This window comes from Ilumatobacter sp. (assembly GCF_039969435.1).
GTDB lineage: Bacteria > Actinomycetota > Acidimicrobiia > Acidimicrobiales > Ilumatobacteraceae > Ilumatobacter_A.
The window spans coordinates 1-21,156 of record NZ_JBDVNU010000012.1 but is presented as its reverse complement, the minus strand read 5'-3'; the positions used below and the strand labels follow the sequence as shown (position 1 = coordinate 21,156).

Annotated in this window: 21 protein-coding genes; 9 read left to right on the top strand and 12 right to left on the bottom strand. The window is 64.7% G+C overall.

Going from position 1 to position 21,156, the window contains the following annotated elements:
- Positions 1 to 75: 75 nt before the first annotated feature.
- Together ABJK40_RS06890 and ABJK40_RS06885 are read right to left on the bottom strand one after the other, a co-directional pair.
- The gene (locus ABJK40_RS06890; protein ID WP_348480563.1) at positions 76 to 951 is read right to left on the bottom strand and encodes an SDR family oxidoreductase; all 876 of its coding nucleotides are present in this window, start codon (positions 949 to 951) and stop codon (positions 76 to 78) included.
- A complete protein-coding gene (locus ABJK40_RS06885; protein ID WP_348480562.1) occupies positions 948 to 2,489 on the bottom strand; it encodes a long-chain-fatty-acid--CoA ligase in 1,542 nt (513 codons plus the stop codon). The genes ABJK40_RS06890 and ABJK40_RS06885 overlap by 4 nt, the downstream gene beginning before the upstream one ends.
- A gap of 132 nt (positions 2,490 to 2,621) precedes the next feature.
- On the opposite strand from ABJK40_RS06885, the gene ABJK40_RS06880 reads away from it, so the two are divergent.
- Complete coding sequence (locus ABJK40_RS06880) at positions 2,622 to 4,151, top strand: AMP-binding protein (protein WP_348480561.1); 1,530 nt, start codon at positions 2,622 to 2,624, stop codon at positions 4,149 to 4,151.
- Between the two features lie 47 nt (positions 4,152 to 4,198).
- Here ABJK40_RS06880 and ABJK40_RS06875 read toward each other — a convergent pair whose 3' ends face one another.
- The 7 genes from ABJK40_RS06875 to ABJK40_RS06845 all read right to left on the bottom strand — a co-directional run bounded on the left by ABJK40_RS06875 (position 4,199) and on the right by ABJK40_RS06845 (position 11,592).
- Positions 4,199 to 4,729: a pyridoxamine 5'-phosphate oxidase family protein gene (locus ABJK40_RS06875; protein WP_348480560.1), complete on the bottom strand. Its 531-nt coding sequence runs from the start codon at positions 4,727 to 4,729 to the stop codon at positions 4,199 to 4,201.
- A complete protein-coding gene (locus ABJK40_RS06870) occupies positions 4,729 to 5,433 on the bottom strand; it encodes an ABC transporter ATP-binding protein (protein ID WP_348510205.1) in 705 nt (234 codons plus the stop codon). Before ABJK40_RS06870 ends, ABJK40_RS06875 begins: the two co-directional genes overlap by 1 nt.
- A gap of 10 nt (positions 5,434 to 5,443) precedes the next feature.
- On the bottom strand, positions 5,444 to 7,222 hold the full coding sequence (locus ABJK40_RS06865; protein ID WP_348480558.1) for an ATP-binding cassette domain-containing protein: 1,779 nt from the start codon (positions 7,220 to 7,222) through the stop codon (positions 5,444 to 5,446).
- A gap of 10 nt (positions 7,223 to 7,232) precedes the next feature.
- On the bottom strand, positions 7,233 to 8,150 hold the full coding sequence (locus tag ABJK40_RS06860; RefSeq protein WP_348480557.1) for a branched-chain amino acid ABC transporter permease: 918 nt from the start codon (positions 8,148 to 8,150) through the stop codon (positions 7,233 to 7,235).
- A gap of 122 nt (positions 8,151 to 8,272) precedes the next feature.
- Positions 8,273 to 9,616, bottom strand: coding sequence for an ABC transporter substrate-binding protein (locus ABJK40_RS06855; RefSeq protein WP_348510204.1), 1,344 nt, complete (start codon positions 9,614 to 9,616; stop codon positions 8,273 to 8,275).
- 202 nt (positions 9,617 to 9,818) lie between these two features.
- Positions 9,819 to 10,802, bottom strand: a complete 984-nt coding sequence (locus tag ABJK40_RS06850) for a cyclase family protein (RefSeq protein WP_348480555.1) — start codon at positions 10,800 to 10,802, stop codon at positions 9,819 to 9,821.
- A gap of 115 nt (positions 10,803 to 10,917) precedes the next feature.
- The gene (locus ABJK40_RS06845) at positions 10,918 to 11,592 is read right to left on the bottom strand and encodes a TetR/AcrR family transcriptional regulator (RefSeq protein WP_348480554.1); all 675 of its coding nucleotides are present in this window, start codon (positions 11,590 to 11,592) and stop codon (positions 10,918 to 10,920) included.
- A gap of 242 nt (positions 11,593 to 11,834) precedes the next feature.
- On the opposite strand from ABJK40_RS06845, the gene ABJK40_RS06840 reads away from it, so the two are divergent.
- The 3 genes from ABJK40_RS06840 to ABJK40_RS06830 all read left to right on the top strand — a co-directional run bounded on the left by ABJK40_RS06840 (position 11,835) and on the right by ABJK40_RS06830 (position 14,537).
- The gene (locus ABJK40_RS06840; protein ID WP_348480553.1) at positions 11,835 to 12,749 is read left to right on the top strand and encodes a cyclase family protein; all 915 of its coding nucleotides are present in this window, start codon (positions 11,835 to 11,837) and stop codon (positions 12,747 to 12,749) included.
- Positions 12,750 to 12,813: 64 nt separating this feature from the next.
- Entirely contained in the window at positions 12,814 to 14,094 is a 1,281-nt protein-coding gene (locus tag ABJK40_RS06835) for an acyl-CoA dehydrogenase family protein (RefSeq protein ID WP_348480552.1), read from the top strand.
- A gap of 116 nt (positions 14,095 to 14,210) precedes the next feature.
- Positions 14,211 to 14,537: a zinc ribbon domain-containing protein YjdM gene (locus ABJK40_RS06830; protein ID WP_348480551.1), complete on the top strand. Its 327-nt coding sequence runs from the start codon at positions 14,211 to 14,213 to the stop codon at positions 14,535 to 14,537.
- 58 nt (positions 14,538 to 14,595) lie between these two features.
- Here the strand turns inward: ABJK40_RS06830 and ABJK40_RS06825 are convergent, their stop codons facing one another.
- On the bottom strand, positions 14,596 to 15,168 hold the full coding sequence (locus ABJK40_RS06825; RefSeq protein ID WP_348480550.1) for a hypothetical protein: 573 nt from the start codon (positions 15,166 to 15,168) through the stop codon (positions 14,596 to 14,598).
- A 224-nt stretch (positions 15,169 to 15,392) separates the two neighbouring features.
- Here ABJK40_RS06825 and ABJK40_RS06820 point away from each other — a divergent pair, with 224 nt between their 5' ends.
- From ABJK40_RS06820 to ABJK40_RS06800, 5 genes are all read left to right on the top strand, one after another.
- Positions 15,393 to 15,797 (top strand): AraC family transcriptional regulator, encoded by a 405-nt coding sequence (locus tag ABJK40_RS06820; protein WP_348480661.1) that lies wholly within the window; start codon positions 15,393 to 15,395, stop codon positions 15,795 to 15,797.
- A gap of 14 nt (positions 15,798 to 15,811) precedes the next feature.
- On the top strand, positions 15,812 to 16,267 hold the full coding sequence (locus ABJK40_RS06815; RefSeq protein WP_348480549.1) for a VOC family protein: 456 nt from the start codon (positions 15,812 to 15,814) through the stop codon (positions 16,265 to 16,267).
- Positions 16,268 to 16,634: 367 nt separating this feature from the next.
- On the top strand, positions 16,635 to 17,684 hold the full coding sequence (locus tag ABJK40_RS06810; RefSeq protein WP_348480548.1) for a hypothetical protein: 1,050 nt from the start codon (positions 16,635 to 16,637) through the stop codon (positions 17,682 to 17,684).
- 22 nt (positions 17,685 to 17,706) lie between these two features.
- Positions 17,707 to 18,705 (top strand): hypothetical protein, encoded by a 999-nt coding sequence (locus ABJK40_RS06805; RefSeq protein WP_348480547.1) that lies wholly within the window; start codon positions 17,707 to 17,709, stop codon positions 18,703 to 18,705.
- Positions 18,706 to 18,781: 76 nt separating this feature from the next.
- A complete protein-coding gene (locus tag ABJK40_RS06800; protein WP_348480546.1) occupies positions 18,782 to 20,248 on the top strand; it encodes an ATP-binding protein in 1,467 nt (488 codons plus the stop codon).
- A 107-nt stretch (positions 20,249 to 20,355) separates the two neighbouring features.
- Here ABJK40_RS06800 and ABJK40_RS06795 read toward each other — a convergent pair whose 3' ends face one another.
- Together ABJK40_RS06795 and ABJK40_RS06790 are read right to left on the bottom strand one after the other, a co-directional pair.
- Positions 20,356 to 20,538 (bottom strand): hypothetical protein, encoded by a 183-nt coding sequence (locus ABJK40_RS06795; RefSeq protein ID WP_348480545.1) that lies wholly within the window; start codon positions 20,536 to 20,538, stop codon positions 20,356 to 20,358.
- An 82-nt stretch (positions 20,539 to 20,620) separates the two neighbouring features.
- A complete protein-coding gene (locus ABJK40_RS06790) occupies positions 20,621 to 20,773 on the bottom strand; it encodes a hypothetical protein (protein ID WP_348480544.1) in 153 nt (50 codons plus the stop codon).
- Between the last annotated feature and the right edge of the window lie 383 nt (positions 20,774 to 21,156).

Genomic DNA, 21,156 nt, shown 5'->3' with positions numbered 1-21,156 from the left:
GTGGTGGTTGTTGTTGGTGACGGGTGCCCCTCGGCGCCCGGTGGTTGTTCGAAGATCGGTGACACACCGGCGGCATCACGTCGACGGTGGACTCCAGGTGACCGCGCCGATCGGCACGCCCTGCTCGCCGTTCCACTCGTCCCATGGCTGCTCGTTCTGCGCGTAGCCGCCGCTCGCGCTCCAGCCGCCGTCGACGTTGAGCACCGTGCCCGTGACGAAACTCGACGCGGGTGACGCGAGGAACAGGAAGGGTCCGACGAGTTCGGGCAGTTCCCCCATGCGTCGAAGAGGCGTCCGGCTCCGCATCCAGGTGGCCATTCCGGAGTCCTCGAGGAGCGTGCGCGTCATCTCGGAGACGAAGAAGTTCGGTGCGAGCGCGTTGACCCGAAGCCCGCGGTCGCCCCATTCGCAGGCGAGCAGCTTGGTGAGTTGGTTGACCCCGCCCTTGGCCGCAAAGTAGCCGGCTGTGCGGTTCTCCGATCCGGCGTTGCCGAAGATCGACGACAGGTTGATGATGCTGCCACCGCCCGTTCGGAGCATGTCGGGAGCTGCGGCGCGGGTCATGAAGAAGAGACCGTTGAGATCGGTGTTGACCATCTTCACGAACATCTCGGGCTCGCAGTGCTCGGTCCGCATCAGGCGGTCGTCGGCCCAACCGGCGTTGTTGACGAGGATGTCGATCCGACCGAACTCCTCCATCGCCGCAGCGACGACCCGCTCGCAGTCGGCGTACTCGGTGACGTCACCGGCGACCGGGAGACACCTGCGACCGAGGTCCTCGATCATCGTCGCGGTCTCGGCGAGCTTGTCGACGGAGCGGGCCGTGACCACCACGTCGGCGCCGGCGGTGGCCAGGATCTCCGCGAACAACACCCCGAGGCCGTAGGACGCGCCGGTCACGATGGCGACCTTGTCGTCGAGGCGGAAGGGGGCCGTGATGTCGATGGTCATGACGGCACCCCGGTGGTCAGCTCGTCGCGAAGTTGGCGCTTGATGATCTTGCCGCTCACAGTCTTGGGGAGTTCGTCGACGAAGATCACACGGCGCGGCTTCTTGTAGCCGGCCAGGTTGTCTCGTGCCGTCTGGACGATGTCCGCCTCCGACACCACCGCACCGGCCCGCAGGACGAGCACGGCGGTCACCACCTCACCCCACGTCTCGTCCGGTATCCCGATCACCGCGGCCTCCGAGACCCCCGGATGGGTGTAGAGGACCTCCTCGACCTCGCGGCTGTAGACGTTCTCACCGCCGGTGATGATCATGTCCTTCATGCGGTCGACGATGTAGAAGAAGCCCTCCTCGTCGCGCCGCGCCATGTCGCCCGTGTGGAACCAACCGCCTCGGAACGCCTCCGCCGTTCCCGCCTCGTTGCCGAAGTAGCCGGCGAGCACCTGCTCACCACGGATCACCACTTCCCCGACGATGCCGGGTGGGCACTCGTTCATCTCCTCGTCGACGACCTTCACGTCCGCCATCACCATCGGCGTGCCGCACGACGCGAGGAGGTGCTCCTCGCCGTTGACGGCGCGCTCGTGCGCCGACTTCGGGAACGTCAGCACGTTGCCACCCAGTTCGGTCATGCCGAATCCGGAGTAGACGATGGGCCCGAACCGCTTGATCGCGGAGCGCAGGATCTCGACGGGCATGGCGGCGGCTCCGTACCCGATGCCGCGCAACGACGACAGGTCGTAGTCGTTCACCTTCGGATGCTCGAGGATGAAGTTGAGCATGGTCGGAGCCATCGACGTCCCCGTGATCTGGTGTTCGTCGACCAGCTTCATCCAGAGCTCCGCCTCGAACATCGGGGTCAGCACGATGCGACCGCCACGGAAGTGGGTCACCGGCACGGAGTACCCCGACACGTGGCACAGCGGGAAGGCGATGAGCGCCCGCTCGTCGGGTTGGGGCTCGTACTCGATGACCGAGTTCAGGGCAGCGATCACGAGGTTGCGGTGCGTGAGCATCGCACCCTTCGGAAAGCCGGTGGTGCCGCTCGTGTAGAGCAGCCAGGCGGTCGTGTCCTCGTCGACGACGAGATCGGGCTGCTCGCTCGATGCCGAACCGACGAGATCGGCGTAGGTGACCTGATGATCGGGGGTCGGATCACCGATGACCACGACGTGCTCGAGTGTCGGCACCGACTCGAGGAACGGCTCGAGGTGCTCGAGGAACTTCGGTTGGACGACGAGGATGCGCGCCTCGGCGTTCGACATGATCCACGCCCACTCCTTCGGGTGGAGCCGATAGTTCAGGAACGTCAGCGCCATGCCCGCGTCGGGCACGCCGTAGTACATCTCGACGTACTCGGGGAGGTTCTCCGCGAGCACCGCGACGCGGTCGCCGACGTCGGCGAGCTGCAACATGGCGTTCGCCACCTGGTGCATCCGATCACGGAGCTCCCCGAAGGTGACACTCACGTCATCTGAGACGACGGCCACCTTGTCCGGATTCTTCCGACCGTTCAACCTGATCATGTCGCTCAGCAGCATGACGACCCCCCTCGACTCCGATTCGGACCGACATCCCCATGTGCGGTCTCTACTTGACGAACGTATCAGGTGAGGTGACATGATGATCGAGTCGGGCAAGCGAGCCCGACGTGCGATTTCGAGGGGGAATCCATGATCACCAAAGAGGGCCACCAGGCCGGCCTCACGCCGTTCGACATGTCGGACGTCGTCCGATCCGACGACGGGGTCCTGCGGTACACCAACCTGCCGCGCTCGCTCGTCGCAATGTTCGACAGCATCGTGCGCGCACGACCCGACGGAGAAGCGTTGGTCGAGTTCGGTGGCGGCCGAGCGACGTTCGCCGAGTGGTGGGACCGCAGTGCCCGGGTGGCCGGTGGTCTCCGTGACCTCGGGATCGAGCCCGGCGACCGGGTCGCGATCCATCTCGGCAACGGCAACGACTGGGCGTACGCGTTCTACGGCGTGCTGATGGCCGGGGCGGTCGCCGTGCCGGTCAACACCAGATTCTCCGAGTCCGAGGTCGAGTACGTGGTCACCGACTCGGGCGCGAAGTACGTCTTCGAGGACGACACACCCCTCCCCGACGGCGACCCGCTCGTGATCGGCGACGCCGCCCCGGACACCCTCGCCGGGATCTTCTACACCAGCGGGACCACCGGCTTCCCGAAGGGAGCGATGACCACCCACGAGAACTTCCTCGCGAACTGCGAGACGTGCAAGCGGGTCATCGGGATGGACGAGAACGTCCGCCTGCGCAACCTGATCTCGGTGCCGATGTTCCACGTCACGGGGTGCAACAGCCAACTCCTCCTCACGCTCTACTTCGGCGGCACGACGGTCATCATGCCGACGTTCGACGTGCAGTCGTTCCTCCGCGTGATCGTCGACGAGGACGTCAACGTCGTCACCTCGGTCCCGGCGATCTTCTGGCTCGCCATGAACCAGCCGAACTTCGACGAGTTCGACGTCAGCAAGGTGCTCTACGTCACCTACGGCGGGGCCCCGATGGCCCCGGAGATCATCGCCAAGCTGCGCGAGAACATGCCCCATGCGCGACTCGGCAACGGCTTCGGTCTCACGGAGACGTCATCGGTGTCGACGTTCCTGCCCGACGAGTACGCCGACGAACGACCCGAGACCGTCGGATTCGCCGCGCCGGTGATCGAGCTGGAGTTGAGTGACGTCGACGAGGCCTCCGGGGTCGGCGAACTGTTGATCCGCGGCCAGAACGTGGTCAGCGGCTACTGGAACAAGCCCGAGCAGACGGCCGAGACGTTCGTCGACAACTGGCTGCGGACCGGCGACCTCGCTCGCATCGACGACGACGGTTTCGTCGAGATCGTCGACCGCATGAAGGACATGGTCAACCGAGGCGGCGAGAACGTCTACTCGGTCGAGGTCGAGAACGCCCTCGCCAAGCACCCCGACATCTTCGAGGTCGCCGTGCTCGGCGTGCCCGACACGATGATGGGTGAGAAGGTCGGCGCCGTGATCGTGCCGGCGGAGGGCGCATCGCCCGATCCGGCTGCGCTGCGCGCGTGGGCCCGGGAGCAGATCGCCGACTTCAAGGTGCCGCAGTACATCGCGCTGCGACCCGAGCCACTCCCCCGCAACCCCGGCGGCAAGGTGCTCAAGGCGGCGCTGCGCGACGAGACGGAGTGGGGCGAACAGCTCCGCTGACCGACGGTTCGTCCTCGATCGATGCCGGGCACCGATCGAGGACGGGGTCAGTTCGACGGTCCGTCGGCCAGTCTGGCCATGATGGTTCCGTCGCCGAAGTAGCGCCGGGCCCAGATGCCTGTCGGGTCCTCGTCGTCGATCGGCATCCGCCAGCTCAGCACCTTGGACACCTCCGGGTCGATCGAGACACCGAGCAGCGCTCGCGGCTGATCGATCGTGTTGTCGACGTAGGCGTCGGCCTCCTCTGCCGGGACGTACCGCTTGGCGATCGCCCGGTAGAGGTCGCGCCACTCGTCGTCGGCACCCGGCTCGAAGAGCATCTCGGCGATCCCCTGGATCGTGACCTTGCGATACGGCAACGGATCCTCGTCGATCGTGAGCCCGACACGCGGATCACGGACGAGATTGCGGAGGAACACCGACTGGGCACGCGGCGTGAACACCACGCGTCCGTCGACGACGATGAACCAGATCGGAACGTTGCGCGGCATCCCGTCGTCGTCGACGGTCGCGACTCGGAGCAGGCGGCCGTCCTCGGCGAGGAATTCGGCCTGTTCGGAGGCGGTCAGCTTCGGCATCAGAACAGGTCCCAGTACGACTCGCGGGCGAGCATCTGCTCGGTGGTCTCCTCGAGGATGACGCGTCCACTGCGCATCACGTACGACCGGTCGGCGATCTTGAGCGCCTGACCGACGTTCTGCTCGAGGAGCAGGACCGACAAGCCGTCGGCCGCCAGGTCGTGGACGGCGCCGAAGATCTGTTCGACGATCGCAGGAGCGAGTCCGAGCGACGGCTCGTCGAGCAGGAGCAACCGGGGTGAGGACATCATCGCCAGGCCGAGGCTGACCATGCGTTGCTGTCCTCCCGACATCGTGCCGGCGAGCTGCTTGGCGCGTTCCTTCAGGATCGGGAAGAGATCGTGGACCTCCGCCAACTTTCGGTCGAGATACTCGCCGTCCGTCGAGCCGGCCGCACCCAGCAAGAGGTTGTCGTGGACCGTCAGGTCACCGAACACGAATCGTTCGGACGGGATCAGCGCCATTCCCCGCTGGACGTTGGACCGCGGCGAGGCGCCGGTGATGTCCTCGCCGTCGTAGGTCACGGTGCCCGACGACGGCGTGTACGCACCGAGGATGTTCTTGATGACGGTGGTCTTGCCTGCGCCGTTGTGGCCGAACAGGGCGACGACCTCGCCGGGGCGAACGTGCAGGTCGACCTCGAACACGACATTCTTCCGGCCGTACGAACACGACAACGAACTGACGCTCAGCCGATCGGGCACCGAATTCTCGTCACGCGGTTCCAAAGTATGCCTTCGCGAGTCTCGGGGAGCTGGTGAGCTCCGTGAACGTGCCCTGGTCGGTGATCCGCCCCAGCTCCATGAAATAGGTGTGGTCCGCGAGCCGGTCGACGACCATCAGGTTGTGCTCGACGATGCACACGGTTCGTCCCTGCTCGCGGACCTTCTCGATCAGTCCGAGCATCGCGTCGACCCACTGGCGGTCGATGCCCGACGCCGGTTCGTCGAGCAGCAGGACGTCGGCGTTGGTCGCGAGCACACGAGCGAGTGCGACCAACTTCGACTGTCCGAAGGAGAGTGCGCCGGCCGACTCGCGGGCGAAGGCGTCCATGCCCACGAACCTGAGCCATTCCATCGCTTCATCGTGCACCTCACGTTCCCGTTGACGAACCGCGCCCGGATTCCCGAACAGGCCGGCGAGTCGCTCCCCGTCCTGTTCCTGCACGCCGAGCATCACGTTCTGCACGCTGCTGAGACGGGGGATCACACGGACGTCCTGCCATGAGCGCACCATCCCGGCGTTGGCGACGCGGTTCGGCGTGGTGCCGATCAGCTCGACGCCGTTCAACTTCACCGACCCCGAGTCCGGCTTGATGAAGCCGGTCAACAGGTTGAAGACCGTTGTCTTGCCCGCGCCGTTCGGCCCGACCAGAGCGGTGATGGTGCCCTTGCGGAGCACCATCGACAGGTCCTCTGCAGCGACGATGCTGCCGAAGGCCTTCGAGAGTCCGTTCACCTCGAGCACGACGGGTTGGTCGATCCAGTCGGCCTCCCTGGCGGCGACGATCGCGCCCGAGCTGCCCGCACTGGTCTTCCAGTCCTGGGCCTCCTCGGCGAGGTGCTGGGGAAGTGCCTCCGAGGGTTGCTCGGTCGTGGATCCGGCACGCCAGGTGGCGGGTTGCAAGAGCCGGGCACCCTCGGGAACGAGGCCCTGAGGACGCAGTCGCATCAGGACGACGAGGAGGAGCCCGTACAAGGTCAGCCTCCAGAGCGATGCGATCTCGGGTGCGAGCGAGACGGCCCACTCCAGGAGCGGCTTGGTCAGGATCACGGTCGCTGCGCCCAGGATCGAACCGGCGAGGTTGCCGGTTCCCCCGAAGATGACCATCGCGAAGATGCTCAGCGACACGTCGAAACTGAACTGGCTCGGTGTCGCCAGACTGTTGAATCCGGCGAGCAGGGCACCGGCGAGTCCGGCCATGGCACACGTGATGCCGAAGATGGCGACCTTGAACCAGACGACGTTCTTGCCGAGGCTCTGCGTGGCCTCCGGATCGTCACGGATGCCCTTGAGCACCCGGCCATACGCCGTTTCCCCCAGTCGATGACAGATGCCGTAGATCACGACGAGGATCACGGCGAGCGGGATCAGCCAGTCGGAGGTCTTGAGCAGGTCGTAGCCGAACAACGATGCGGGCGGGATTCCGATCAATCCGTAGGTGCCACCCAGCTGCGGGAACGTCGTGAACAGTCCGAGCAGGACCGACGACACACCGAGCGTGAGGAGGATCAGGTACTCGACCGACAATCGAAGTGCAGGGAGCGCCACGATGGCACCGATGATGCCGGCGACGACTGCACCGACGATCGCCCCGAGGAACAGGTTCCATCCGTGGGTGATGGACAAGTATCCCGCCCCGTACCCGCCGATGGCGCCGAATGATGCGTGGGCGACCGAGACCTGGCCCGCGTATCCGAGCAGCAGGTTGAGTGAGAGCGCGAAGATCGAGAAGATCAGGATCTGATCGATGTAGTTGGCTGCGACTTCCATGGTGGCTCCTTCACGCCGGACGGGCGACGACCTGGCGGATTCGGGCGAACAGCGAACGGTTGAACGAGAACGACGCGAGGTAGATCACGAGGATCACGAACACGACGAGTTGGTTCCATCGGACCGAGAGCCAGATGGAGCTGATCGTCTCGATCAGCCCGATGACCACACCGCAGAGGTACACCCTCACCGGCGAGTTGCTCGTGCCGCCGAGGAAGGCGACGACGAACGCGAGCACGACGGGTCGGAAGCCCATCGTGGGGTCGACCGAGTACTTCAGTGCGGCGAAGACCGCGGCGATCCCGGCGAACAGACTCGCGATGGCGAACACCACGAGGTAGATCCGCGCAGGATCCACGCCGACGAGGAGCGCCATGTCCGGGTTGCTCCGGGTCGCCTTGATCGAGCGGCCGAGTCCGGTGAACCGCAGCAGCGCGGTCAGGGTTCCCACGAGCAGGACGGCGGCGAGGACCGCGTACACGTCGACGTTGATGACGTTCGCGCCCAGGATCCCGATCGGTTTGATCGTCACGCCGAGCAGGGAGTGGGTCTGCGCTCCCCAGAAGATCTGGATCAGGTTGCCACCGGCGACCCCGAGGCCGAGGGACGCGACGAAGATGGCGAGCAGCGAGTTGTTGCCTGCTCGAGCGGCGAGCGGTCGATAGATGAAGGCCTCGATCCCGACGCCCATCACGACGGTGATCAGGACACCGATGACGATCGAGATCAGGATCGGCCAACCGACGCGATCGAAGAGCGTGAAGGCGAAGTAGGCCGACAAGGTGTACAGGACACCGAACGCGTAGTGGAAACGGCCGGTCACGCCGAGGATCAGCGCGAAGGCGACCCCGAGGAGGCCGTACGCCGACCCGTTCACGATGCCGGACGCAACGAGTTGTCGAACGGTTTCAAAGGTGACTGCGAGCACGCAGCAGCCTCACTTCCTGGTGAGAAGGCGGAACGATCGTGGCAGGCGCCACGGGCGGGGAGCGGGCCGGCGCCGGAGGGGAAACTCCGGCACCGACCCGTTCACAGTCGATGACGACCGACTCAGGCGAGTCGGAAGTCGTCGCCGTTGATGTCGAAGTAGGCGAGCGGTGTGATCTCGCCGTCCTTCTGCTGGAAGATGCCCATCGGTCGACGGATCACCGAGTGAGTGACCGGATCGATCTCGTACCGGCCCACGGTGGACTCGTCGCCGCCGTAGACACTGGCGGCACTGAGGTCTTCCTGGAACGCAGCGTCGAGCTCTTCGCCACTGTTGATGTCCCCACCCTTGGCGAGTACCCGTCGAATGACGTCCCACATCGCGAGCGTGTTCTCGTAGAAGTTCGCAGCGTAGAAGTCCGGTTCCTCCCCGTACTCGGCGCGGAACTCCGACAGGAACAGCTTCGCCAGCGGGTTCACGCCGACGTTCTCGTCGAAATAGTCCGCAGCGAAGGTGAAGCCGTACTCGTCGTAGGCGCCCTTCGCCGCGTTGACACCGTCGGGGGTGAGCTCGAATCCGATGAACGGACAGAGGTCGCCACCGCTGGTGTACCACTGCGACGAGAAGTGGCCCGGATCCTGGCCCGAGCCGTACGCGATCAAGACGTCCGGAAGGTTGGCCTTGATCTTCGGGATCAGGGTCGAGTAGTCGGATGCTCCGACCGGGTAGGTCTCGTAGAGCCCGTTGAACTCGAAGCCTTCGGCCTCGGCCTTCGCAAGGAGGTCGTCCTTGATCTGGGTGTTCGTCGGCTCACCGAGGTCCCACACGATGTAGCCGAGCGACTTCGCCTCGGGCATGGTCTCGGCCAGGTACTTCAGCGCACCGGGAAGGGCGTCGTTCGGCGTGATCGCACGCGTTCCGTAGAAGTACGGCTGTCCCTGACCGAAGATGCTGGTTCCGCCGCCACCGTCGAGCGTGAACATCTTGGACTGTGCGGTCTGCGGAAGCATCGCGCCGAGGTCGTCGACGTAGGAGGCGAGCTTGGCGGGCACGCCCTTCGCGATGAGGTCTCGCATCGCGTCGACGCCGGCCTGGGCATCACCGCTCTTGTGATCGAGCGTCGTGACATTGATGTCAGGTCCGCCCGCCGCCTTGATGTGCTTCACGGCGAGGTTCGTGCCGTTGGTCATGGTCTTGCCGTAGAACGAGCCGGGTCCGGTGAGTGCGAGGACGGAACCCAGCTCCCACGTGAGGCCGGCCCCGGCGTTGGCAGCGTCGACGCCGAGCAGCTCGGCGAGCTGCGCCCCGACGTCGGAGGCGGGTTCGCCACCGCTCGTCGGAGCCCCGGAACCGCTTGTTTCATCGGTACCAGACGATGTGTCGGTACTTCCTGCGTCGTCATCGCTGCCGCCGCATGCGGCGAGAATCGAACCACCGAAGGCCAAGCCGGCCCCGGTGATCGTCATCCCGCGCAACAGCTGCCTGCGATTGCTCGGCGCGGTGAGTATGCGACGGAGATCGTCGCTCTCAGTGGACATGTTCTGTTCCCCCATCCTGTATTTCCCCGTGAGTATGACCCGAGTTGATAAGAGCATCAACTCTGGCAGACGGCAGTTTGCACCTCTTGTGTGACCGGAGTCAACTCGGAGCGCCCACCATGATTTCGCGTCACTTGATGACGACGGGATTCACCGGTGCACCGGTTCCGTTGACGACCTTGAGCGGCGCTGCCGTGTACAGGAACGTGTACTGGCCGTCGTCGGCGCAGTCGGCCGCGAGGTCCTCGAGCCAGGCGATCTCGGTCAACGTCACGCCGAGGTTGCGCATCAACGCGTTGTGCAGCGGCAGGACACACCCCGACACGGGATCGACCGTCACTTCGTTGGCGATCGTGTCGGTCACGAGATTCGGGATCTCCATCGAGCGGAACCACTCGACGAGTTCGGGGCTGTACGTGAGGCCCGGCTCGACGAAGTCCGCGTAGAACTCCTCGCTCGGCACCCGATAGAAGCTGCCGATCCATCCGGTTCGGATCAGGAGGATGTCGCGTGGTTCGATCGTGGCGCCCTGCGCCTCGGCACAGGCCAGGAGATCTTCGTGAGTGAAGGTCTCCCCGGAGTCGAGCACGTCCTTGCCACGCCAGCGGGCAATGTCGAGCAGGATGCCGCGACCGACGACGCCCTTCTCGGCGATCGGGCACACGCTCGCCTTGGCGAGACCACCGATCGTCGTCTTCGCGTCGTAGCCGTTCCAGATCTGGTCGCCGTACCAGACGTGCCCGAGCGCGTCGTACTGGGTCGACCCCTGCAAGAAGCAGGTCATGTAGTCGTCGGCGTAATGGGCACCCCCGGCCGTCTCGACGCCCTTCCCGGCGAGGAAGTGACCCTCGTCCATCACGTTGATCCGCACGGCACCGGAGCGACCCGGCCAGACCGGGTCCCCGTCCGGATTGGCCATCTTGACCTGCAAGGTGAAGGTCTTCCCGGACGTGATCGCCTTGGCGGCCGACAGCACGACGTCAGGCGTCAGGTAGTTGAGCGATCCGACCTCGTCGTCGGGGCCCCACTTCCCCCAGTTCGTCGGCGAGTCCTTCAGGAGGTCACCGATCCACGGATCGTCGTGATCGTGGTCGTGACCGTGTGCATTCGTCATGAGCTGCCCCCCGTGGCATCTGGTGGCCGCCGAAGTGCGACCGAGGGACAGCATCGACAAAGTTGAGCCCGATGTCAACTTCGAGCTGAGCGCAGCAGCTTCGGCTCAGGTCGCCTCAGGCGTCGTAGTGGCAGTCGATCCGCAGCGCATTGCAGTAGACGCGTGTCAGTTGGCGGACGGCGTCGTCGAATTCGTACGGCTCGCCCAACACGATCCACACGTAGGCAGAACGATCGATCATCGATCCGAGCATGCTCGCGGCGTACTCCGGGATGATCTCCGGGTCGATGATGCCGTGCTGCTTCCACCGAGCGATGGCCTCGGTGTTGCGTTGCAACCAGAATCGCCGCGAGGTTCGTCGGATCTCGGCAAGGCGCGCGTTGAAGGTCGAGACCTGCTCGAGCACGGCCACCGTGCGTGCCAGCTGCTCGTAGGCCCGCAGGTAGGCGCGGTTGGTGCGCTCGACACGTTCGGAGATCGAGCTCCCGGGTGGAAGCTCGGGCTCCGCCCCCAGCATGGCCTGGAAGTCCGACTGGAGCTCGTCGGCGACGACGGCGAAGATGTCCTCCTTCGAGTCGAAGTACGTGTAGAACGTGCCGTGCGCCACCGACGCCCGCTCGGTGATCTCGGCGACGCTGGTCGGGAGGTAGCCGTTCTTCTCGAACAGAGCCCGCGCCGACTTGACCAACGATGCCCTCGTCTTGGCACCGCGCGGGGTGAGGGGCGTCGAGGTGAGGGGCGACGATGCTCCACTCGCCGAGCGGGCCGCCGATGTCGCCTGTTTTTTCACTTCGTCTCCTGAAACCGACACGGGATGCATCGGGGCTCGTCGTCCTGATGACGCGCGATCCGCGACGAGAGGCGGCCCCGCCGGTCTTCCAGGCGCCTTCTACTCCATCGCGAATCTACAACTCTCATCGGAGAATGTGTCCACACCTGCTCCCGACAATGTTGGCTCGCTCCGAGTTGACATCTTCGTCAACTCATCGGTACAACTGTGCGATCTGATCCGAACGATGGGGGAACTCCGACATGCATGACTTCAGGGAAATCGGCGCACGGCTGCGGAACTGGGGCCGCTGGGGTGACGACGACGAGCGGGGCACCGTCAACCTCATCACGCCCGAGCGCCTCGTCGAGGCGGCGGGTCTGGTGCGGCGCGGTGCGATCTTCGACCTCGGGATCCCGTTCGACGGAAACGGACCACAGCCGGGAGGAGGCCGCATCAACCCGGTCCGACTCATGTCGGAGACAGGCCACGACCAGGACTTCCCGGGGGCGTTCCACTACGCCGACGACTACGTGTTCATGCCGCTGCAGTCGGCGTCGCAGTGGGACGGACTCGCCCACGTCTTCTACGACGATCAGTTGTACAACGGCTTCCCGTCGTCCGACGTCGGCCCGCACGGGGCGAAGCACTGCTCGATCGACAAGCTCGCCAAGGGCATCGCCGGGCGTGGCGTCCTGCTCGACATCGCCCGACTCAAGGGCGTCGAGTGGTTGGAGCAGGGCTACGTCATCACCCCCGACGATCTCGATGCCGCGGCAGAACGCCAAGGCGTGGAGGTCCGCAGCGGCGACATCCTCCTCTTCCGGACGGGCTGGCGTACCAAGTTCGTGACCGACGGTGATGCCGTGTCGTTCATGGCCGGCGAGCCCGGGCTCGGCCTCGCGTGTTGTGAGTGGCTCCACGAGCGAGAGGTCGCGGTCGTCGCATCCGACAACTGGGCCATCGAAGCGCTCCCCGGCGAGATCGAGACCGAAATGCTGCCCGTGCACATGGTGCTGATCCGCGACATGGGCATGACGCTCGGCGAGATCCTCGACTTCGACGAACTCGCCGCTGACTGCGAAGACGACGGCGTCTGGGAGTTCTTCCTGACGTCGCCCCCGATCAAGTTCTCCAACGCGGTCGGCTCACCCATCAACCCGCTGGCCATCAAGTGACCGCCGAACACCCGACCGCCGAACACCCGAACGCCGAACACCCGAACGCCGAACAGAGGACACCGTGAACTTCGACATCCCCGCCGACCTTGCCGCCTACCTCGAGGAGCTCGACGAGTTCGTCGAGCGCGAGATCAAGCCGCTGCAGCACCAGGACGACAACAACCGCTTCTTCGACCATCGCCGCGAGGACGCTCGGACCGACTGGGATCGGGACGGGTTGCCGAACGCAGAATGGGAAGCTCTGCTGCACGAGGCGAAGCGGCGCGCCGATGCAGCGGGCCACTACCGGTACCCGCTGCCCGAGGAGTACGGCGGCCAGAACGGCACCAACCTCGGGATGGCGATCATCCGCGAGCACTTCGCAGCCCAAGGTCTCGGCCTTCACAACGACCTCCAGAACGAGCATTCGGTCGTCGGCAACAACGTGGGCCTGCTCCTGATGATCGCGTACGGGAGCGACGAGCAGAAGGCGGAGTGGGTCGACGACCTGGCCGAAGGCCGTCGTGGGTTCGCGTTCGGGATCACCGAGCCCGAGCACGGCTCGGACGCCACACACATGGAGACCACGGCCGTCCGTGACGGCGACGAGTGGATCATCAGCGGTGAGAAGACGTGGAACACCGGGATCCACACCGCCAGCCACGACATGATCATGGCCAGGACGAGCGGCAATGCCGGCGACGGCGACGGGATCACGGCGTTCCTCGTCCCGACCCGGTCCGAGGGCTTCGAGATCCTCGAATACCTCTGGACCTTCAACATGCCGACGGACCATGCGCACATCCGTCTCACCGACGTCCGGGTCCCGCACGGCGCGATCTTCGGCGAGGAAGGTCACGGACTCCAGATCGTCCAGCACTTCTTCAACGAGAACCGGATCAGGCAAGCGGCGTCCAGCCTGGGCGCTGCTCAGTACTGCATCGACGAGTCGGTGGCACACGCCCTCGAACGCAAGCCCTTCGGCAAGGCGCTCGCCACCAATCAGGCCATCCAGTTCCCGCTCGTCGAACTCCAGACCCAGTGCGAGATGCTGCGCGCCCTGATCCACAAGACCGCCTGGTCGATGGACGAATACGGGGCCTTCGCCGTCTCCGACAAGGTCTCGATGTGCAACTACTGGGCGAATCGACTGTGCTGCGAGGCGGCCGACAAGGCGATCCAGGTGCACGGAGGCATGGGGTACTCCCGCCACAAGCCGTTCGAGCACATCTACCGGCATCATCGCCGGTACCGCATCACCGAGGGCGCCGAGGAGATCCAGATGCGCCGTGTGGCGGGCTACATGTTCGGCTTCATGAGCCAGCAGGCTCCGAAGGGCGTTGCGTCGATCTCGGGTTCGTGACGCCGATCGACAGCCACACGAACCCGTCGAGGAGGTCGTCGCCGTCCCCATCTCGCGGCCTCGCGTGGGTCCGCCGATCCCGCTGGATGCGACCGGCGGCGAGCTAGACAGACACGATGAGCGACGTCGCCACCTGCCCGATCTGCACCATGCCCGACCCGCTCACAACGGTGGACGGCTTCGAGTGCGCCACGTGCGGACACGAGTGGATGGCGGAACCTGGTGACGGCCTCGACGACGTTCGCGACGCCAACGGCAACCTGCTCGCGACGGGTGACGACGTCGTGGTGATCAAGGACCTCAAGCTCGACGGCAAGACCGGGGGCGTGAAGTCGGGCACGAAGGTGAAGGGAATCCGACTCGTCGGCGGCGACCACCCGATCGACGGCAAGGTCAAAGGACGGGGCATCCTGATCAAGGCCGAGTTCGTCCGCAAGGCCTGACCCACCGGCCGCTCCCGCCGACGATCCGACCACGATGCGCTCACGCTGAGCGCTGCCGTCAGAGCAGACCGGCTCGTCGGAGGAACTCGTTGCCTTCGTCGGCGTCGAGCGCGTCGCCCTGGACGAGTCCGGAGATGTGTCGCCGGAACTCGTCCGCCGGGCGAACTCCGGTGACCACCTCGTCGGCCATGTTCGGCCCGTGCTCGAGGATGAGGGCACGCTGTCTTGCAGCCATCTTGGGCTTCTTCGACAGCAGCTTCCCGAACTCGCTCGCACCTTGTTCGGCGCCGCGCCGTTCGACGATCTGCGTTGCCTGCTCCAACCCACCGCGTGCCACGAACGCGTCCCAATCGACCTCCACGTCGCGATGGTCGGCCGACACGAACACCGGCAGCATCAGCCCGGGGACGGCCCGCCAGCTCGTGAACATTCGCTTCATGCCGCCGGGCCGGTTCGACACCTTGTGGGTCCCGGAACGTCGGAACGTCAGACCGTCGCCGGCGGTGACGTCGAGCACCAGGTGCCACGTGGCGCTTCCGAACAGCGAGACGACGTCGTCGTGCCATTGCGACTCGCCGTCGCCCGGTCCACCATCGCGGTTGGTCGACGCCTCGACCACCACCGCTTCCATCGCATGTCGGTTCGATCGCGCCACTGCATCGCCCGACCGCTCGACCACGTTCTCTTCGTCTCGGATACACCTGAGCCGTCGTCTCGTGCAAGACCCGCCGGACTCGAACACCTCGTCGACCCCCGCACCACACCGATGACCATCCGACCGACGCGCCGAGACGCCCGGTCGCAGTAGTTTCGCTGCTCGTGGAACTCAGCACCCGCGAGGACGCCAATCGCCGAATGCTGCGTGCCCGCGACATGATGGACCGGCGCTACGCAGAGCCGCTCGACGTCGCGACCCTGGCCTCGATCACTCATCTGTCACCGTCGCAATTCGCGCGCGTGTTCAAGGACGTGTACGCCGAGACACCGCATCGCTATCTCCAGCGCCGACGGATCGAACGGGCGATGACGTTGCTGCGCCAGACCGACCGCTCGGTCACCGACGTGGCCTGGGACGTCGGGTTCGCGAGTCTCGGTACGTTCAGTCGGACGTTCAGGGCTGTGGTCGGCTGCGCGCCGTCTGCATACCGGGCGCAACACGAGCCGGTGCGGGTGCCGTCGTGCTTCCTCGCCATGTGGACGCGTCCCCGCGAGCGACACACGGACAGCGGTTTCGGAGAAGCGACTGCTCCGGTGGGTTGAGTACGTTCCCGTCCATGACCACCAATCACATCACCGGCGTTCGCATCAAGAGCCTTCCCGTGCTCGACCAGGAGGTGGCGCGCGCGTTCTACACCACTCATCTCGGCTTCGAGATCTGCGACGACATCGATCTCGGGTTCATGCGCTGGCTCACCATCGCGCTCCCGGGCGGCGAGCAGTTGCTCCTCGAACTCGTCGGAGGCCCCCAGCACGACGAGGCGACGGCCGCTCAGGTCCGCGACCTCGTCACCAAGGGTGCGCTCGGCGGATTGTTCCTCGTGAGCAGCGACGTCCGCGCCACCTTTGCTGCACTGCGAGACGCCGGGGTGGAGATCTCACAGGAGCCGGTCGAGCAGCCGTACGGCGTCGACTTCGGCATCCGCGACCCGTTCGGCAACCACATCCGCATCAGCCAGCCCAACGAGGCACCGAACGAGGTCATTCAGCAGCGTTACGACGCACAGTCCTGAGGACGCTCAGCCTCCGGAAGCGGGTGGCGGAACCATCACAGCTTGCAAAGGATGACATCCGACGCCTGAACGCAGAAGGCCCGGAACCTCGACGGTTCCGGGCCTTCCAATTGGTGGCGGGGGCAGGATTTGAACCTGCGACCTTCGGGTTATGAGCTAGCTCAAGGTGGTGTCGGGCTGTGACGGCCTGTGTTGCTTCGTGCCATCTACCAGGGGTTATGCGGAGTGGAACTGCCACCCCGTGACGGCTCGTATCAGCTCGTGACGACCAGATGGTTAGAAGAATGGTTAGAAGAACTGCCTGAGAGCACAATCTGCATGATGCAGGCAGATTGTGCTCTGAGGCAGATCGATTTACGGTGAGGCCATGGGCCGCCCGGCTGTTCCCGAGGCGAGTCGTCGCCGACTCGCCGAGACCGTGGAACTACTGAGCGCCCTTCTGCCGACGACGTGGGAGCTTCGGGTCACTCGTCGCAATCCAGACGGCGGTGACCTGGAAGTGTCGAGCGAGGACGGCGCCACCGCTTCGCTCGCCGTGATCACTCGCAAGCGCCTCGAACCCCGGTCGCTCAGCCGACTGCCGCTGACCGAACAGCCGACCTTGGTGTTCGCTGAGTGGCTCAGCCCGCGGACGCGTGAGCTGCTGCGCGATCGGCAGATCGGATTCGTTGACGGTACGGGCAACGCCGAATTGCGCCTCAGCCGACCTGCGCTGACCATCCGCACCGATGGCGCCGACCGAGACCCTGACCCCAAACCCACGAGCGGCCCGACGCTCCGTGGCCCTCGCGCTTGGGCGCTGATGAGAACGCTTGCTGAGGTCAGTCCTCCGTACACCGCCGGTGCGCTGTCAGCTCGCCTCGACGTCGACAACGGCTACACGTCTCGAGTGCTCCAAGCGCTCGTCGACGATCGACTGATCGAACGCGAACCGAGACGCCCAGTCACCGACGTCTCGTGGGAGGCGCTTCTGCGTCAGATCGTCTCGTCCTACTCGCTGTTCGATAGCAACGAGACGTCCACATGGGTCGCGTCGAGCGGGCCCGAGCGCCTGCTCTCCGACCTCGCCGGAAAGAGTCCCCGCCGGTGGGCAGTGAGCGGATCGTTCGCCGCAGGCGGGCTCATCTCGGTCACTGCTGCGGAGACCGCTGTCATCTACACCGATGATCCCGAGCGACTGGCGAAGCTCGGTCGGCTGCTGCCGACCCGAACCGGCGCCAACGTCGTTCTCGCTCAGCCCTACGATCCGATCGTCTTCGACCGGCTTCGAATGGACGGGAACTATCCACGGGTCTCCGTCACTCAGACGGCGATCGATCTGCTGACCGGGAACGCCCGGATGCCCGAGGAGGGCGAGGCGCTCGTCAAGTGGATGACGGAGAACGAGTCCCGATGGAGAGCCAACGGACTCGGATGACACCCCAAGAGGTTCGAGCATCGTGATCAGCCGCCAGGACTTGCCACGGCGACCTGCTGCCGCACTCGGTGACCTGACGGCGCTCGTCAGGGAGTTTGAGTCTGTCGGAATCGGCCCGATCATGCTCGCAGAGGTCCGCGAGATCGCCTACTTCCTTGTGCCGAGGTACAACGCGTCGGTGTATTCCGAAATCGGGAACTGGCGCCACGGATTCGATGATCTTGTTCAGGACGTGGTGACGCACTGGCTACTGGGAGACGGCCAAGCTCGGTACCTCGTTGAGACCTCGAAGACCATCAAGGACTTCCGTCGACTTCTCACCCGCCAGGTCAAGCGATGCCTCGCTCGCAGACGGACTCGAACAGTTATCGACAACGTGCTCGACCGGTCTCGGCCGCTTCTTGATCAACCTCCGTTCGCTCGCTCGATGAGGCACCTGCAGGTGACCTACTTCCTGGATGGCCTTCCGCGCGAGGAGCGTGCCGCGAAGTTCTTCGAGCTGAGAGCCGCATCGATCGCGATACGACCGATTCCTCAGATCACCACGTCGAAACGCGACCGGGCGCCCGAGGTCTACAAGAAGGCCGACCTGGTACGGGTACTCACCCGGATCGGCGAGGCCCTGCCCAACGCGTTCACGATCGGTGAACTCGATCGAATTCTCCGGCTGACGTTGCCACATCTGCTTCCTGGTGTCCTTGACCTAGATAACTATGAAAGCGAAGTAGCAAGTGACGAAAACGAACAGACCAACAACTCGGACCGCGTGCTTGCTGCTGTAGGACGTATTCGCGAAGAGTTCAACGACGACCTCCTTCTCGTTCTGGCGTGCAAGGTCGCCGGCGTATCCGATCTTGAGGTCAGTAGACATCTCGGTGTCAGCCGCAGGACAGCAACGAATCGAAAGCGCTCAGTGATTTCCATTCTTGAGAAGACGCTCGGAACTCTGACCGACCAGGAACGCCGCGCCTGTCTCGAAGCCATGCGTCCAGAACTACAAGCTGCGCTTTCACAAACTTAGGCTTGTAATCACAATTCTCGCTACCGTGCGTGAAATACAAGGTCCACTTATACAAACTCGTACTAGTATTCTACGCATGAATCGACCACCAGAGTTGTTCGCTCGCGAATCGGAGTGGAGTGACCTCACAGGCTTCGTTGAGCAGTCAGGCCCAGGGACCCGCCTCGCGCTGGTGCGTGGCCGGCGGCGGCAAGGAAAGTCGTACCTGCTCCGCCGCCTCGCAGCCGCAGCCGGCGGTTTCTACTATCAGGCGGTCGAGGAGGAACAAAGCCAAGCCTTGGCCGGATTCGGCGCAGCGCTCGGCGAACACCTCGGCATACCTGGAGGTCGACTCGCGATCGACAGCTGGGAAGAAGCACTTGCCGTACTCGAAGACCTTCCATCGACGGACGGAAACGCTGTCGTCGTGATCGATGAGTTTCCATACCTGATGAATCACTCCCCCGAGCTGCCGTCGCTGCTCCAACGATTCATCGATCGGACGCGCGACGGGGATGGGGCGCTCCGACTCATCCTGTGCGGATCTGCGCTCTCCGTGATGGCTGGTCTCCTCGAAGGAACGCAAGCCCTGCGTGGGCGAGCGTCGACGGACGTCGTGGTCCGAACCTTCGACTACCGGACGTCCGCGGAGTTCTGGGGCATCACGAACCCGGCCACAGCGTTCCTTGTCCATTCTGTTGTCGGTGGGACACCGGGCTACCGCGATCTTCTTCCAGCCAGTCCTCCGAAACGGGCTGGAGACTTCGCCAAGTGGCTCGCCGCCGGTCCCCTCAGTCCAGCGAGCGCGCTATTCCGCGAAGACGACTATCTCCTGACCGAGGAGCGCGCTCTATCTGACCGCGCGCTCTACCACTCCGTCGTTGCAGCGATCGCGGGCGGCAACACAAGCCAGGCAGCTGTAGCCCAAGCGCTGGGTCGCGAGCAACGCTCCGTCCAACACCCACTCCGGGCCCTCGAAGACGCAGGGTTCGTCGTAGCCACTGATGACGCGCTCCGGTCACGCCGACCGATCTACCGGATCGCAGACCCAATCGTCCGATTCCATCACGTCGTCACACGCCGGGACCTCGCCCGCTTCGAGGACCGACGCACCGCCGAGGCATGGGAAGACGCCCAGCCTCGGTTCCGAACCCACGTCCTCGGACCGCACTTCGAGAACCTCGCTCGCGAGTTCACCTTCCGATTCGCATCCTCGGGCACGGTCGGCGGACAGGTTGCGTCGGTTGGGCCCGCGGTTGTCAATGACACCGCCCAGCGAACCCAGCACGAGGTCGACGTTGTAGCACTCGCGCGGGAGCAGGACGGCTCGTCGCGCGTGCTGGCTATCGGCGAGGCGAAACACACCACGTCGAAACGAACGTTGGGCGACGTCACCCGCCTCGAAGAGTTGAGAGAACTCATCGCCAAAAAGCAACCAGCCGCAGCCGAGGGGAACCTCCTGCTGTTCTCCGCGTCGGGATTCGAGAGCAACCTCAAGACCGCTGCTGGCAAACGCGCCGACGTCGAACTCATCGACATCGAGCGGCTATACAACGGCAACTGAGCACCCTGGCCCCGCCACTCCACCGGCTGGCGTCAGGAGTCGTCCGGCGAGAACCGCTCGACAGGGACGCTCGGGACCGGCGAGTTGGCGAGCGGGTGCTCAGCGGATCAGCAGCTGTCGAAATCGGACAACTCGACCCGCAGGTCGTCGGCCATCGACTGGATGGCATCGAGTTCGAGCTGCTCAAGCTTCGTCCGCTTGACGGGCCGCGCCTCAATGCTGCTGGCGGCTTCGTCGAAGCGGTCGAGGTGTGCCCTCGTCAAGCGGTACTGGGCTTCGTTGGTAATCACGATACGTCTCCTTTCGAGATGTAGATGACTCCTTTCGAGATGTAGATGACGGCGGTTCCCGTGCGATCGCTCCGCTACTTCGTCAGACATCTTCGAGAATGCCGAAGAACTCATCCTCATCTTCCTCGGTCAGATCGTTGACGAGGAGCTTGTCGAGGCTGCCCATCGGCTTGCAGCGCTCGATGATCTGCCGAATCGTCACGTCGGCTGAGTTGGTCTCGTTCTTGCCTGACACAGATATCTCCTTCGACCGACTTCATCGTATTGCACAGTTCCTCGTCAGGCCCCGGTCCGCTCCAGTCGTTCGAACAACCTTGTCGAGGGCATCCGGGTTCACTTCTCAGTCAGCCAGGAAGGCCGCTCTCTACTTGCGGCGCTTTCGAGCCTTCCGCTGCATGAGGGAGTAGTCACCGGCCTCGACCGTCGGGCGCTCCCAGTGCACGTTGGTGCTGATCGGACGAACAACATTGCTCTCCTCTGAATCGCCCTGGGTTCGTTGGAGGTTCCTGAGCTTGGAAACAAGGATGGAGCCATGCCGAAAGAGAAGTCACCAGGGGTGCCGACGACGCGTCGGTATTCCGAGCAGGAACGGTTGTCGGCGGTGCGGTTGTGCCGGCA